At 62.4% G+C, this 14551-nt stretch carries 11 protein-coding genes; 6 read left to right on the top strand and 5 right to left on the bottom strand.

Features of this window, described 5'->3' with window-relative positions; translation table 11 throughout:
- Positions 1-377 precede the first annotated feature (377 nt).
- Together HWX08_RS18790 and HWX08_RS18785 are read left to right on the top strand one after the other, a co-directional pair.
- Positions 378-1049, top strand: a complete 672-nt coding sequence (locus tag HWX08_RS18790) for a response regulator (RefSeq protein ID WP_012365196.1) — start codon at positions 378-380, stop codon at positions 1047-1049.
- Between the two features lie 181 nt (positions 1050-1230).
- Positions 1231-4305, top strand: coding sequence for a hybrid sensor histidine kinase/response regulator (locus HWX08_RS18785; RefSeq protein WP_174920264.1), 3075 nt, complete (start codon positions 1231-1233; stop codon positions 4303-4305).
- Positions 4306-4647: 342 nt separating this feature from the next.
- Here the strand turns inward: HWX08_RS18785 and HWX08_RS18780 are convergent, their stop codons facing one another.
- The 5 genes from HWX08_RS18780 to HWX08_RS18760 form a co-directional block, all read right to left on the bottom strand.
- Positions 4648-5190: a fimbrial protein gene (locus tag HWX08_RS18780; protein ID WP_069259007.1), complete on the bottom strand. Its 543-nt coding sequence runs from the start codon at positions 5188-5190 to the stop codon at positions 4648-4650.
- Between the two features lie 228 nt (positions 5191-5418).
- Complete coding sequence (locus HWX08_RS18775) at positions 5419-6468, bottom strand: fimbrial protein (protein ID WP_174920266.1); 1050 nt, start codon at positions 6466-6468, stop codon at positions 5419-5421.
- Positions 6469-6494: 26 nt separating this feature from the next.
- Positions 6495-9200, bottom strand: a complete 2706-nt coding sequence (locus HWX08_RS18770; protein WP_174920268.1) for a fimbria/pilus outer membrane usher protein — start codon at positions 9198-9200, stop codon at positions 6495-6497.
- A gap of 114 nt (positions 9201-9314) precedes the next feature.
- Complete coding sequence (locus HWX08_RS18765) at positions 9315-10079, bottom strand: fimbrial biogenesis chaperone (RefSeq protein ID WP_084636091.1); 765 nt, start codon at positions 10077-10079, stop codon at positions 9315-9317.
- A 103-nt stretch (positions 10080-10182) separates the two neighbouring features.
- A complete protein-coding gene (locus HWX08_RS18760; protein ID WP_069259011.1) occupies positions 10183-10725 on the bottom strand; it encodes a fimbrial protein in 543 nt (180 codons plus the stop codon).
- A 412-nt stretch (positions 10726-11137) separates the two neighbouring features.
- Here HWX08_RS18760 and HWX08_RS34710 point away from each other — a divergent pair, with 412 nt between their 5' ends.
- From HWX08_RS34710 to HWX08_RS18750, 4 genes are all read left to right on the top strand, one after another.
- Positions 11138-11602, top strand: coding sequence for a hypothetical protein (locus tag HWX08_RS34710; RefSeq protein ID WP_341773837.1), 465 nt, complete (start codon positions 11138-11140; stop codon positions 11600-11602).
- Positions 11587-12510 carry a response regulator gene (locus HWX08_RS18755; RefSeq protein WP_341773836.1) on the top strand — a complete coding sequence of 308 codons (924 nt, stop codon included), beginning with the start codon at positions 11587-11589 and terminating at the stop codon, positions 12508-12510. Before HWX08_RS34710 ends, HWX08_RS18755 begins: the two co-directional genes overlap by 16 nt.
- On the top strand, positions 12470-12733 hold the full coding sequence (locus HWX08_RS34705) for an Hpt domain-containing protein (RefSeq protein ID WP_341773835.1): 264 nt from the start codon (positions 12470-12472) through the stop codon (positions 12731-12733). The genes HWX08_RS18755 and HWX08_RS34705 overlap by 41 nt, the downstream gene beginning before the upstream one ends.
- A 1192-nt stretch (positions 12734-13925) precedes the next feature.
- The gene (locus tag HWX08_RS18750) at positions 13926-14519 is read left to right on the top strand and encodes a fimbrial protein (RefSeq protein WP_174920271.1); all 594 of its coding nucleotides are present in this window, start codon (positions 13926-13928) and stop codon (positions 14517-14519) included.
- The last annotated feature ends 32 nt before the right edge of the window (positions 14520-14551 follow it).

Genomic DNA, 14551 nt, shown 5'->3' with positions numbered 1-14551 from the left:
TCGAGTGGAAAAACAGGGTGGATGACAATACGCATGACCTACCAGGCGATTCGAGCCACCGATAGCGCGCCGTGCAGCGGCCCAGCCGAGCTGCGTGAGAGCGCGGCCGTCATCCCGTAACGGCTCCGAGCCGTCGTGATCTTCGGACAATCTGCACGGTGCGGCCGTGCGGACACGTCGTGTGCACGGCGAGCGCCGGCACATCGTCCGCCGTGCGGCCACGCGTTGATCGAAGGGTAAGCCGGGATTTATCTTAAAATTGAGGCATTATTTGTCCGGTGCGCCGAATATGGCTAGCCATCGACACGATGGCGCGAGCATGCTCCCGTCGCGGCGGGGACCGGATGCGTGACTGAAAGCCTCGGGGAAACAGGAACATGGACGAATTCTTTGTACGCGTGATGGTAGCCGACGATCATCCGGCGTCCGCGCTCGGTATCTCGCAGGCATTGCAGGGCAACAGCACGATCAAGCTCGTGGGCACCGTTTCGAATTCGACGGACCTGGTCGCGGCGCTCGACGCGCAGCAGAGCGACGTGCTCGTGCTCGACTACGTGATGCCGGGCGGCAAGTACGGCGACGGGCTCGTGCTGCTGTCGTTCCTGCAGCGCCGCTATCCCGCGCTGCATATCGTGACGATCACGATGATCGACAATCCGAGCGTGCTGCGCGCGATCCACAAGCAGGGCGTGAGTTGCATCCTCAGCAAGTCCGATGCGATCTCGCACCTGATCGGCGCCGTGCATGCCGCGTACGTCGGTGCGAACTACATGTCGCCGTATATCAAGCAACTCCTGCAGGATATCGAATCCGAGCCCGCCACTCGCGCGCTGACCACGCGCGAGATCGAGGTCGTCCGCTTGTTCGGCGCAGGCTACACGGTGGGGGAGATTGCCGCGCAGCTCCATCGCAGCAAGCAAACCATCAGTTCGCAGAAGTCGAGCGCAATGAAGAAACTCGGGATCGTCCGCGATGCGGATCTGATCCGCTATAACGACGAGCAGAATCTCTCCGGCGCGCCTGACGGCGATGCGTCGTCGTCGACGTGACGCGCGCGCGAGCCGGTTGCCGCTCTGGATCGGCTTCAGCGCGGACGCCGTCGAAGTGAGGCCCTACGTGTGGGTGGCGGCACGCCACGCCACGTGACTGCCCTGTTTGACAGGGAGGCGATGCGCCGGCATCGGCGAATGACGCGGCATGCCCGGCCACGAGCAACGAGATCGATACGACATGCCCGCAAAGCTCAAGAGACTTGTTTCGTACCCCGCCGTGGCCGGTCGCAAGCCATTCGAGCCAGGTCGCGTCCGGCGGCAGCAGCAGTTCCTGCTATATGCCAGCGGCGCGGCGATCTCGGTGTTCATTCTGGTGTGCGCGGCGCTCGTATTGTTGCTCGACGTGCAGGAGTCCCTCGAGCGCTTCCGGGTCGAGTTCACGCGGCGCAGGGCCGAACTCGTTGCCGAGGTGGAGATCATGAGGGCGCTCCGGAATCGCTACGTCGAGGACATGGAACTGCAATGGGCCAGCGTCGTTGAAAATCCGCGAAGCCTGCCCGGGGTGCTCGCCGGCAGGCACGGCAAGCAGACGTTCATCGGGCGCAAGGGGCGAATTGCGATCGCCGCGTTCGCCGATATCCCGCCGGTCGCATCAGCGAACAGTCACTTGGCTTACCTCGCGCGCTATCTCGAGCCGGTCGAGTTGACGGGCGTCCTGCCGCCGCCACAACCGGCCGATCCGGGCGGTACTTCCTATCTGATCGATCCGAACGGCGATTTCATCGTTGCGGCAGGGCGTCCGTTGGTGAAGCGAGCGCTTGCACTGCCAGGCGGTTTCGATGTGAGGGCCCTCGTCGAGCAATTGCGACCGATGACGAACGATACATCCGTATCGATGGCGCCCGTCGCTCGTCAAAACACGATTGCGCTCGAGCGGCGATTCGATCCGGTGCTCGGACGCTCCGTGCTGCGGATGGTGCAATGGGCACTTGGGGCGAACGGCAGGCCGGTCGTCTGGTTCGTCATCAACAGCCCGCCGCTGATCGAGGGGATACTGCGCTCGCCGGGTGCCGGCAGGGAATATGCGCTCGTCGATTCCGGCGGAAATCTCCTGCTCGGGCGGCAACCCGACAGCACGATGGTGGCTCGCGCACTCGAGCATGCGCGCCACGACGATGGCGAGCGAGCGGCCGCACATCGCGTCGGCATCAACTTCGTCGTCAGCGACAGGGTACCGCGATCGGACGACGTGGTGATGGCGACCATCTCGTGGCGTGCCGTTCTGAGCGACGTAGCGTTGCGCGCGAGCCTGACCGTCGCGCCCGCGCTCTTCGCAATCGTGCTGCTGTGGGTCGCAATCGTGGCGTTCGACCGGCGCGCACTGCGTCCGGCGAATCGGCGTGCGATTCGCCTGATCGAAAGCGAGGCGCTCAACCGGACGCTGATCCGCACGGCGCCGGCGGGGCTCGTGTTGCTGTCGTTTGTCGACGGCGAAACGATCATGCGCAACGACGCGCTGCTCGCATACGAGCAGGACGTGTCGGGCGAGCCGCTCGGCAAGCGCTTGTGGCGCGCGTACCGGGACGGCGCGCCCACGGGCAACGCGCGTACGCGCGTGACGCGGGAGCTGGCCGTCGAGCGCCCGGGGCACGGCACCGTTTATCTCGACGCGCACATCGTGCGCACCCGGTATCGCGGGATCGACGTGCTGCTGTGCACGTTGCTCGACATCACGGCCCGCAAGCTGGCGGAGGAGAAGCTGCGCGAGGCGCGCGAGGCCGCCGAGTTCGCGAACAAGGCGAAGTCGACGTTCCTCGCGACGATGAGCCACGAGATTCGCACGCCGCTCAACGCGATCATCGGCAACCTGGAACTGATGGAGCGCGCGCAGATGGCGGCGCCGCTGCGGCGCCGGCTGGGGACGATCATGTCGTCGTCCGATGCGCTGCTGCGTGTGATCAACGACGTGCTCGACCTGTCGAAAGCCGAATCGAACCAGATGGCGCTGGAAAGCATCCCGTTCGACCTGCGTCGTGTCGTGAACGACGTGGCCGCGATCTTCCGCCCGCTCGCGGATGCGAAGAACCTGGCGCTGACGTGCCGTATTGCACCGGATCTTGCCGACGGTTACGTGGGCGACTCGACCCGGCTGCGGCAACTGGTGTCGAACCTGGTCAGCAATGCGATCAAGTTTACGAAGCGCGGCGGCGTGACGATCGACGTGCGGCTTGCAAAGGCGAGCCCGGTCGGCCGTGGCGTCGAGATCGCGGTAAGCGATACGGGCATCGGCATTCCCGAAGACAGCCTGCCAACGCTGTTCGACGTCTATGTCCAGACCGATGCGTCGATCTACCGGCGCTTCGGCGGCACGGGGCTCGGGCTGCCGCTGTGTCGGCGCATCGTGACGCTGATGGGCGGCGCGTTGAAGGTCGACAGCCGTCTTGGCGAAGGCACGGTTTTCGTGGCTGCATTGCCGTTGCCCGAAGCGCCGTCCGGCTGGCGAGACGATGCGCCGGAACCCGGGACGTTCGTGGATGCCGCGCGCGGATACGACACGGAGATGGACGCCGAAGCAGGCGCGGAGTCCGACGATGAAGAACCGCTGCAAGTGCTCGTCGCCGAGGATCATCCGGCAAGCCGGGCGTTGCTGCGAGACCAGCTCGACGCGTTGGGCTACGACGCGACGATCGTCTCCAACGGCATCGAGGCGATGCGCGCCTTCTTCGAGCGACCGTACGACGTCGTGCTGACCGATCTCGGCATGCCTGAACTCGACGGCTTCGCGCTCGCGAACTTCCTGCGCGAGCAGGGTGCGCGGGTGCCCGTGATCGCGATGACGGCGCACGCGACCGACGAGGACCGCCGGCGCTGCGAACAGGCCGGCGCGGTGGAAGTCGTGCTCAAGCCGCTGTCGATCGAGACACTCGACGCTGCGTTGCGGCGGCATGCGGGACGCGATGCGACGTCGCCCGCAGCGGCGGCCGAGCGAATACCTGTCGCGCCCGCGATGACCGATGAGGTACGGCATCGGCTGCACGAGGCCACGCTGCATTCGCTCGCGGCGATCGGTGACGCGCTCGCGAGCGGCGACGTGGATACGTTGCGCATCGAACTGCATTCGATGCGCGGTGGTTTTGCGCTGGCGGGCGATGTCGATGCGCGTGACGCGTGCGCGCGCGCCGAACATGCGATGCAGGAAGGCGGCCCGGCAGCATTGACGCGCATCTGGCATTCGGTCGAGGATGCTGTTCGGCTGGCACTCGGACGGCTGTCGACGGGTGACGGGACAGGTTCGGATGGGGCGGAAAAATAATCCGGCGTATTGATCGTCGGATCGGGGCTCGTGGCCGTCGTATCCGGCATCGCTGTTTGAGCAGCACGACGCTCGCCGCGCGGACGCAAACGCGTTCCTACCTGTTCAAGCAAGGCTGAATCCCCGCGATAGCCGCGAGAAATGCCGAGGTGCGTGGCGGGGTTCGGCGTGAAGGATTGTCTTCCTGATCGACCACCGGCACATTGGAAACACGCATCGTTTTCGCCAGGATAACGGGCAATCGCCGCCTCGTTCCGGCGGGGTGTACTCCGAGTACGCGGACTGCGGCGAGCCCGCGCATCGGTAATACCCCGGCGCGCGAGGGGCGCGCCGGGGCATCGATTACTGATACATGATCGAGTACATGACCGACGTGTTCACCGTGCCCTGACCTGCGGCGCCGCCCGTCGCGACGTACTGCGCGTAGTACGGGAGTTCCGCCGCGCCGTTCGCCAGCGGGACGATCTTCGAGTTTTCGTCGGCCTTGCCGACCCCGATGTTGGTCGTGTCGCCGTTAAGCAGGCCGACTTCGACGTTTTTCGCCGTTCCCGATGCGTTGATCAGTTGACCGGTCGTCGAGTTGACCGTGGTACCCGGCTCGAAGTGCGTGTAAACATTGCCCGTCGCCGGCGAGCAGTTCTTCAGGCCGATCTTGAACGGCGTGCGGCCGGCCGTCGACCCACCCGAAGCGAGCGACGACGTCGACACCTTCGGCAGCGCGACGGTGAAGTCCTTGCCGCCGGTGCCGTTACCATCGATCGTGCAGGTCTGCGTTCCGATCTTGCCGTTGATCGTGATCGTGCCGTCCGCGGCGTGCGACACGGCCGGCAGTGCTGCCGCGGCAGCGATGGTGAGAGCGGCGATGCTGGAGAATGCGAGTTTCATATCAATTCCTCTAGTACTAGGAGATTTAAAAACGGACTCCGCCGTCGAGCCGTCCGTATGCCGTGACCGGCCGTACGGGCGACACCCGACTTCGTCCGTCAATGATCTTCCGATGCAATCCTGAAGGATTGCGAAACAGAAGCCTGCTTCAGCCATCGATCGAGCGATGACCGCCGTAGTGCACCGGCCGTTCGCGATTGCCTGACGACCGGTACGCTACCGAATCACTTACTGGTAGCTCATCGTGAACGTCGCGACACCCTTGACCGTTCCGCCAGACACCTGGCCGGTCGCGATGTATTGCGCGGACAGCGGAATGCTGGTCGTTGTCGCGGACGGCCCGACCAACCATTGGTTGGTATTGCCAGGCGCGATGGAATCCGGACCGTAACCGACGGGTTGTCCGTTTCTCAGGATGCGAAGCTTCACGCCTTTCGCCGACGAATCGGGCGTGAGGGTCAATTGATTGCCGGTATTGCTCTGATCGGTCAAATCGGTCAGTGTCACGTAAACTTTCGACCCGGATTTGCAGTTCAAACCGATATTGAATTCCTTATCCCCCGCTGTCATGCCAACAGCATTGAGTTTGCTTGCCGCGATGGGCTGTAATGGCACATTGACCGACGGCGTGGTGATCGTGCAAGTATTCGGCATGATGATCAGTTTTCCGGTTTTGTTGAACCAGTAGAACTGATACCTGACTCCGGAATGGGGGGCTCCCCGGCTTACTATACCTACGCTCCAAATGCCGGCGGGAAAGGTTGTTGGGAGCGATGCGTTATATATTTCGTCACTGAGCTTGATCAATTCGACTTTGACGCGAAATTGCCCATCAATCGGCTTGGTAGTCGGATTCGCGGGCGCCCAATCCTGTTGGGCACCGCCATACACCATCATGACCTCTCCAGTATCAAGATTGGTAAAGCGCAATCCTAGCGAGCGCGAAGTTGCAGAGTACGGAATGTAAACCACGCCAGGGATGTTGGATGGGGATCCGCGATCAACGAAATAGGTTTGATAGCCTCCGGGCGGGGTTGTGTTGGCTCCGCAGACATAATCCATTGGTTCCACCGTCGTTGTTGCCAAGACGGCACCGTTCGGTGTGTCATAGGAGACGTATACATTGCCGAAGGTGAAGATGCGTTGGTAATCGCTCGAATTTCCGTTGCCGAAACGGCAAAGATTGGTTTGCGCCAGGCTGGGGTTTGAATTAAACCAGCTTGCAAGGAAAATAATGGAAATAAAAAGATATTTGAATCTCATGTTTTCATGTTCCATTTATCGTGATTTCGATTGGATTCGACTCAGTGAAAGGCGGCGCTCAGTTGCGAGTCATCGCTCGAGCGGACCGTCGCGTCGCCGGTTTGATCTGAATCGGTGAAATGCCCGCGCGCCTCCGTTGCGACGGCGGCTTGCGGGAGCGTATTCCCCGGCACGGTGCGCGCGCATATCGCGTCGACCCGCGCGTACACTTCGGCCTTGTCGTGTTTGGTCGGCAAGCGGTAGCTGAGCGAGCAGACTTCGGTTGCGCGATTGCCCCATTTCGCCGTCAGCACACCGGTTTCGCCCAGGCCGCGGGCGAACAACATGCCGCCCTGTCCGGAAAATCCGATGGTCTTGCCTTCTGCATCGACCACCGTGCTCCCGAACGGCACCGGTTCGCCGTCCGGCTGACGCATCGTCAGCAGCACGGCTCGACCGGTCACCGTCTCGAACTTGAGCTTGACCACCGAGTTCGCTCGCGGCGCGATCTGCTGACTGGTCGTCAGCATTTCGACGTCGCTCGGAATGCCTTTCGGATCGAGCTCGATGGTGTTCATCTTGTACGGCGTCAGATACGGGAGCACCGCATAGCCGCGCCCGTCGATCCGTACGTCCGTGCCATTCGTGATGCGCGCGCCGACGGCGTCCTTCGCCTCGATGATCGCGGCCGTTTCGCCGAGGTCGTTGGCGAGCGTGATGCCGCCCGCATGGCCGACGATCGCGCCCGACACGCCGGCGGACACACTCGAGTAACCGCTGCCGCCGCTCGCGCTAGCGGAGAGCGTCGCGTACGGGCTGCGATACTGCGCATTGCCGCCACCGGACGTCGCGCCCCCGCCGGCGTTGACGTTCACGCCATACGAGAATGCATTGGCCGTTCCGACGGTACCGGTCAGCGCCATCTGCCCGGTTGCACCGTTGCTGTCGTGCGTGACGCTCGTGGTCAGTGTCGGCGCGTACGACCGCCTGCCGAGTGGAACCGTCACGTTGGCGTACACCTGGTTGTTCAGGCGGCCCGTATAGCCGTCGCGCTGCCTCGAAACGGACAGGTTGTAGCTCAGGTTGACGCCGCCGATCCGCAGGTTGTTGTTGTAGCCGAGCTGGAATTGCGTCGTCGTGCCCTGGCGGTTCCAGTAGCTGGCTGTCGAGCCCACTGCGAACAGGCTGCCGCGACCTTCGCCGAGCGTCTGGTTCAGCGTCAACTGAACCTGGTTGCGTTGCCGGTATGCGATGTTCGGATCCGCGCCGGCCGCGGCCCGCTCGCGGGCGTACGTCGCGTCGCGCAGTTCCCAGTAGCCGCGCGACGAGTAGCGATACGCGGCGACCGCGATGTTCGTGCCGGTTGCCTCGACGGATTTGCTGTAGCTCAAGCGCACACTCTGGCCGCTCGTCGCCGACACGCCCGGGATACGCGCGCTGGCGTGCGTGACGTCGATGGCGAGCGCGCCGGCCGGCGTGTTGAATGCCGCGCCGACCAGCCCGGCCAGATAGTTTTCCGCGACGATCGCGCCGACGTAACCCGTCAGCAGGTTGCTGATGCCGCGCTGATACGTGGCCTGTGCAAAACTCGGATGACGCTCGAGTTGCGGCTCGCGCAACTGGCCGAGCGCGACGCCGAAACGCGAGATGCCGGGACGCAGCGATTGCACGACAGCCGAGTACGGCACCGTGAAGCTGCGCTTTTTGCCGTCGGCCTCCGTGACGGTGACGAGCAGGTTGCCGCCGTAGCCCGTCGCGTACAGATCGTTGATTTCGAACGGACCCGGCGCGACGTTCGTTTCGTACAGCACGGCACCGTTCTGCGTGACCTGGACGTGTGCGTTGCTCGTTGCGACGCCGCGAATCACCGGTGCATAGCCGCGCATCGAATCGGGCAGCATCCGGTCGTCCGTTTCGAGCGTGACGCCGCGCATGCCCACGCTGTTGAACAGCGTGCCGTCGGTGTACGTCTCGCCGATCTTCAGCTGGCTGCGCCAGGCCGGCAGGTCGCGCTGCACGTAGGTATTGAGGCTTTGATAGCGGCTGTCGCCCTGCGATTGCGCGGTATAGGTGCCGTTGTGCCGGAAGTGCCAGTTTCCGATGTTGACGCCGGCATTCAGCCCCGCGTACGCCTGCGTGCTTGCATAACCCGACGACGCGTTGCGGTACACGTTCGTGTTGTACTTGAGCGTCGCGCTCGGTACGCCGTCGTCCCACAGTTCCGGACTCACGTAGCCGCGCGGATTGCGCAGCAGCGCCGCCTGCGGAATGCTCACGTTGAGGCGGAGTTCCGACATGTCGAATTCGTACGTGGCGTCGGCGACCAGCTTGTCGACGTCCGTGCACGCGCCGGCCCGAACCTGTGCCAACTCGGCGCGCGCGGTGTCGGTCAGTGCCTGGTCGTCGAGGCCGAGCCGGGTCACGAGCGTGCGATCGAAACACGGCCGTGCGTCGTCCGCTCCCGCTTCCGCGCTGAAGCGTACCGTCGAGCGGCCGCTCCATGTGTTGTTGACGTAGAGATCGACCAGATAGTCGCCCGCCGGGACCGGATTGCCTTTCGCGAAGCGGCCGAGATCGAGTCGCTGCCCGCGCGGCTTCATCATCAGCGTGTCGTTGAACTGAACCTGCGCTACGTCGAAACGATCTGCCGGTGCGGCCAGCGCGCCGACAGTCCAACTGCCGAGCGTTGCCATGACGAGCAGATAGCTCGGCTTGAGCGCGAAACGCGCCGGTGCCTCCAGTGTTCGATTGTGATGATCTGTTCGCATGAATTCGATGTATTAATGCCGCATCTGCATGATGCGAACGACGGATTGCCAGTGCCGGTGCGATTGCCACGCCGGCCGGTCAGCTACGAGTGATTCAGGGATGGTCGGGCGGCGTCAGTGCGCTTTTTTCGGCGCGTAGTTGCCTTCGATGCCTGCGCCGTAGTCGTTGAGGAACGTGTAGTCGACCTCGATCGGCCCCGCTGGCATCGACGGCACGTTACCGAGGTCGAATTGCTCGGTCGAGCCGGGTTTGACCATGCCGCCCTTGTCGTTGGTCCACGTGGCGCCGCCGGACTTGACGGTCAGCTTCGTGAACGTCACGTGGTAAGGCGTCGGATTCTTCGCTTGCAGTGCATAGCCGCCGCCGGCCTTCGGCGCGAAATTCCAGGTGACCTTCTCGGCCGACTCGTCGGCCACGCCCTGCAGCGCGGCGGGACGGAAGAACAACTTGATGCGCGAGCGGAACGCGAGCTGCAACAGGTTGGGGGCGTCCGGATCGTTGGCCGCCTGCGGCGGGACGTCGAGCACGTTGAGCCAGTACAGTGTTTCCTTGTCCTGTGCGAGCGGCGCCTTCGTGTAGATCAGCCGCAGGCTTTGGCCTTTCTGCGGATCGAGGCGGAACAACGGCGGTGTCAGCATGAACGGCACCTTCGACTCGTCAGGCAGCGCGTTCGCGTTGCCGTCGTCCAGCCAGGCCTGCACGAGCGAGGGCCTGTCGCCATCGTTGGTCAGCTTGACCGTGACCTCGCGCTCCTGTTCCGGATAGACCACGCGCGTTCCGTTGATTACCACGCTCGCATTCGCTGCGCCAATGCCGGACAGCGACGCGACCAGTGCCGCAGCGCCCACGCTCGAGCGCCAGTTCATTGACTTCCCCATCGCCGATTTCTCCTTGTAAATAGACAGATCACATACCGTCGGTCGGACGCGGCCCGTGCGCCGCGTTGCTCCGCGAGCCCGGGCCGCTGGTCGCGAGACCGGATTACTGATACGAGACCGAGTACATGACCGACGTGCCGACCGTGCCGGCCGTGGCGCTGCCGCCGGTCGCGACGTATTGCGCGTAGTAATCGAGGGTTGCCGCGCCACCCGAGATCGGCACGACCTGCGAGTTCTGCTGTGCCTGGGCCGCTCCGAGTTTGATGTTCGAACCGTCCTTGTTCAGCAGGCCGACCTCGACGTTCCTCGCGTCACCCGTCGCATTGAAAAGCTGGCCCGTCTGTGCGTTGACCGTCGTGCCAGGTTCGAAGTACACCGAAGCATTGCCCGAGTTCGGCGAGCAGTTGGACAGTGCGATGCGGAACGGCTTGCGACCGGCCGTCGACCCCGGCGTGGACAGCGACGACGTCGACACGTTGGGCAGCGTGACGGTGAAGTCCTTGCCGCCGCCGTCGCCCGAGATGTTGCAGGTCTGGGCGGTGATCTCGCCGGTGATCGTGATCGTGCCGTCCGCCGCATGGGCCGACGACGCAGCGGCGAGGAGACCCGCTGTCGCCATCAGGATGGAAAGTGCTTTTTTGGACATGTGATTACCTGTGGTTAATGGTCTTGCGTCGAGAGATGACGCACCGACGTTTCCTTTGCACTGCTGTTGCCGTTGCTGAGACACGCCGGTCGCAGCGGCAGGAAACAGGTGACATTGTTTCCGAGTAAGAGGGTTGAAAGAATTGGTCGAGTCCCAATGGATTGGTAAATGAGCTCGTTCTCGTACGAAATTTTTGTCAAACAACATCAGGTGCGAGGTGGTCGCACGAGTCGCACGAGTCGCACAAGTGACTGGCGTGAGATCAAGCTTGCGGCGCTACTGCGCGTCTTGATCTAGCATTTTTTGATCACGGGAAATTGATTCGGAATGCGTATGAGTTGGCTGATGTGTCGAGAGCGGAATGTGCCGGTTGACGGGTATGCCATTCGGCAAAGACCGATGGCCTGCTCGTATGAGCTATGCCAAACGAAACTTCCCGGCCTTGCCTGACATCTGTCTTAACCTGCTCGAGGCAGATACGACCATCAACGAAGACATCATGAATCGAAGACTCGAGACCAGCGCAGATGGCGGAAGCGTGCTTCCGTCGAGGCACGTCCGCAGGCAGTGCGCGTACATGCGTGATGCCGGCGCGTGCGGTCGAGCGCGCGAGATACGGCACCGTCTATCTCGATGCGCATTTCGTGCGCACCAGGTGCCGCGGGATCGATGTGCTGCCGTGCGGGCGCTGAAGTCAGAGTCGAACCGGATGGTGTTGGGACGCACCCCGTTCGACCTGCGGTGTGTTGTAAACGCCATCGCTTCGATTTTTCACCCGCTCGCGGATGCGAAAAACTTCGCGCTGACGTGCGGCATTGCACCGGATCTCACCGACGGTTACGGGGTTGATCCGATCTGGCTGTGCAACTTGTTTTGACAATCGTTGGCAATGCGATCAAGTTTGAGGGGTGCGGCGGCGTGACGCTCGACGTGCGGCTTGCAAAGGTTGGCCCGGCCGGCCGTTGCGTCGAAATCGCGGTAAGCGATACGGGTATCGGCATTCCTGAAGACAGCCTGCCGACGCTGTTTGGCGGCTATGCCCAGACCGATGCGTTGATCGACCGGCGCTTCGGTGGCATGGGGCTCGGGCTGCCGCTGTGCCGGCGCATCGTGACGCTGACAGTTGGGGCGTTGATTGCCGACAGCCGGCTGTGCGAAGGCGCGGTTTTCGTGGCTGCGCTGCCGCAGCCCGAAGCGCCGTCCGGCTGGCGAGACGATGCGCCGGAACCCGGGACGTTCGTGGATGCCGCGCGCGGATACGACACGGAGATGGACGCCGAAGCAGGTGCGGAGTCCGACGATGAAGAACCGCTGAAAGTGCTCGTCGCCGAGGATCATCCGGCAAGCCGGGCGTTGCTGCGCGACCAGCTCGACGCGTTGGGCGACGACGCGACGATCGTCTCCAACGGCATCGAGGCGATGCGCGCCTGCTTCGAGCGACCGTACCACGTCGTTCTGACCGATCTCGACATGCCTGTGCGCGGCGGCTTCGCGCTCGCGAACTTCCTGCGCGAACAGGGCGCGCGGGTGCCCGTGATCGCGATGACGGCACACGCGACCGACGAGGATCGACGGCGCTGCGAACAGGCCGGCGCGGTGGAAGTCGTGCTCAAGCCGCTGTCGATCGAGACACTCGATGCTGCGTTGCGACGGCATGCGGGGCGTCCCGGATCCATGAGTCGGGGGCGTCTCGATCAAGTCGCGCCTCCCGTCATGACGGACGAGATTGTGCGAACGTTGTACGTTGCATTCGCTGACGGCGATCGATACCGCGCTGTCGAATGACGATGCCGATCTGGTCAAGATCGAACTGCACTCGATGCGCGGCGGCTTCGCACTAGCGGGTGCCACGGAGGCGAGGTATGCGTGCGCGCATGCCAAAAAGGTCATGACAGAAGGCGGCATCGAAGCAATGAAGGCCGCGTGGCCGCCGCTCGAGCGGCAGATCGAATGTGCGCTCGAACGGCTGTCCGGGGTCGGACCGAGTGGATTTGGCGAGCCGGTCTGATTCGGGAACGGGCGTCGCGCCGCTGCGGGTCGGTATGGTGGCCACCGACCCAGGATCTTCATTGTGGGGGCGAGCTACTCGAACATTCGTGCGGTACGGTTCCGGGAGCGGCCGTCGGGCCGGCTGTGTCGACGCGTGCCCGTGTTGCAGTCGACGTTGTCGCGTTCCTGCAGTGTTTCATCAAACCATCCGTTGTCGTCCGGTGTGCATCGGGGCGCAATTTGACGCCCGGCAGGTATCTACATATCACCGTTTTCGTCCAGAGCGCGGTACTCGTCAATGCGATTCAAACCAAAACATCAATGGATCATTGACGCAATACTTAGCTCACGGGATCAGTCTCCGGTTCGTTCGGACGCTGAAGTCGACGGCCAGGCCGGATGGCTCAAGGAGCGCCCGTGAAAGATCGAAGGCCTTGATACACCGGCAGTGACAGGGTGCATCGCCGGGTCGATGCCGTCCCCGATATCCGCGTTGCAGGCAAAGAGGTAACTGAAATCGCGAAGGCAAGATCCGGCACAAGAGCGTGCCCGTGGCCTTCACGACGCACGGCTATGCGAGCCATGCGACGAAAGATGCAATCGGCAGTTCGTGCATTTTGTTAAATCCATTTGTCGATTGACGACCTGAATCCGCGGGATAAATAGATTAGTACATGTACTAGGCGAATGCGTCGAGCATATAGAACTTGTCCTATTTTTGGGTTGCTGCTTGGTTGATATTATTGTCACACCGGTTGAGTCCTATAAAAGCACAAGATTCAGATGAGAGGTTTTAATATTTATGAATTCGTCAATCTTGTGATTGTGATCTGGTCGGTGTTGCATTGTGTGAATGTTGACCTGTGGATTCGTCGGATCGTCAATCAGTCAATCAGACGAGACGAACTGATTCCTGAGTCTCCGCACTGAGCGTGACGAAAATCCCGGTGTGAAGTGTCGTGTCGCACACGACCCAATATGCGATCTGTCTTGACCAGCTCGTCGGTATCGTGAGGTGCCGCGGCAACGTGTCTGCGTATTCACGATTTTTAGAGCCTCGATCGGAGTGGAGATCGAACCTTTTTCTCAAAATAGTCGGGAGGTTATCGGCTGACAAATTCAACGAAGATTAGTTATGAAAATGATTTGTGTGAAGATTTGACTTTGGCGGATGGCCAGAGTTTATTTATTGAATAAAGGATAGGTTGGAAATGAAAAAAATCACGATGATGATGGCTGCCGCTGGTTTCGCATTCACGGCGATGAACGCAGCCCACGCTGCGGACGGCACGATCAACTTCACGGGCGAGATCGTTGCTGCATCGTGCGGCATTGCGGGTGGTAACGGGACTTCGGTGACCGGTGAAAAGGGCAAGCAGTCGATCGACGTCAAGCTGGGCAAGGTCAGTGTGGACGCGCTGTCCGGTAGCGCCGCCGGTGGGATTGCCGCTGGTACTGCGATCAACCTCAGTCTCGACTGCGGCGCGACCGCCAAGGGTCTGACGACGGTCAAGGTTCGCTTCGACCCTGCCAGTGGTTCGGGTGTGGACGGTAGCGACAACCGGCTGTTGAAGACGACCGGTACGGCCAAGGGCGTGGGCATTGGCATCTATAACACCGCAGGCACGCTGCTGAACCTGAACGCCAACGAGACGTTCGATGCGGATCTGGTCAATACCGGCACCCCGGAGGCGCCGGTCTATAAGGCCGACCTGGCGCTGCGCGCTGCCTACGTGAAAGCCGGTGCCGAGGTCGTGGCCGGTCAAGCAAACGGCACGCTGCCGTTCACGCTGACCTACGAGTAATCCACCTTCGGGCGGGGGGGCACATCCCTCGC

Origin of the sequence: Burkholderia metallica (assembly GCF_902832845.1) — a bacterium.
Taxonomy (GTDB): domain Bacteria; phylum Pseudomonadota; class Gammaproteobacteria; order Burkholderiales; family Burkholderiaceae; genus Burkholderia; species Burkholderia metallica.
This window is presented reverse-complemented; position numbering and strand designations above follow the sequence as displayed.

Excerpts from the sequence above, each read along its gene's own strand:
- HWX08_RS18790 (WP_012365196.1), top strand. The coding sequence starts at position 378 with ATGGACGAATTCTTTGTACGCGTGATGGTAGCCGACGATCATCCGGCG.
- HWX08_RS18785 (WP_174920264.1), top strand. The coding sequence starts at position 1,231 with ATGCCCGCAAAGCTCAAGAGACTTGTTTCGTACCCCGCCGTGGCCGGT.
- HWX08_RS18780 (WP_069259007.1), bottom strand. The coding sequence starts at position 5,190 with ATGAAACTCGCATTCTCCAGCATCGCCGCTCTCACCATCGCTGCCGCG.
- HWX08_RS18775 (WP_174920266.1), bottom strand. The coding sequence starts at position 6,468 with ATGGAACATGAAAACATGAGATTCAAATATCTTTTTATTTCCATTATT.
- HWX08_RS18770 (WP_174920268.1), bottom strand. The coding sequence starts at position 9,200 with ATGCGAACAGATCATCACAATCGAACACTGGAGGCACCGGCGCGTTTC.
- HWX08_RS18765 (WP_084636091.1), bottom strand. The coding sequence starts at position 10,079 with ATGGGGAAGTCAATGAACTGGCGCTCGAGCGTGGGCGCTGCGGCACTG.
- HWX08_RS18760 (WP_069259011.1), bottom strand. The coding sequence starts at position 10,725 with ATGTCCAAAAAAGCACTTTCCATCCTGATGGCGACAGCGGGTCTCCTC.
- HWX08_RS34710 (WP_341773837.1), top strand. The coding sequence starts at position 11,138 with ATGAGCTATGCCAAACGAAACTTCCCGGCCTTGCCTGACATCTGTCTT.
- HWX08_RS18750 (WP_174920271.1), top strand. The coding sequence starts at position 13,926 with ATGAAAAAAATCACGATGATGATGGCTGCCGCTGGTTTCGCATTCACG.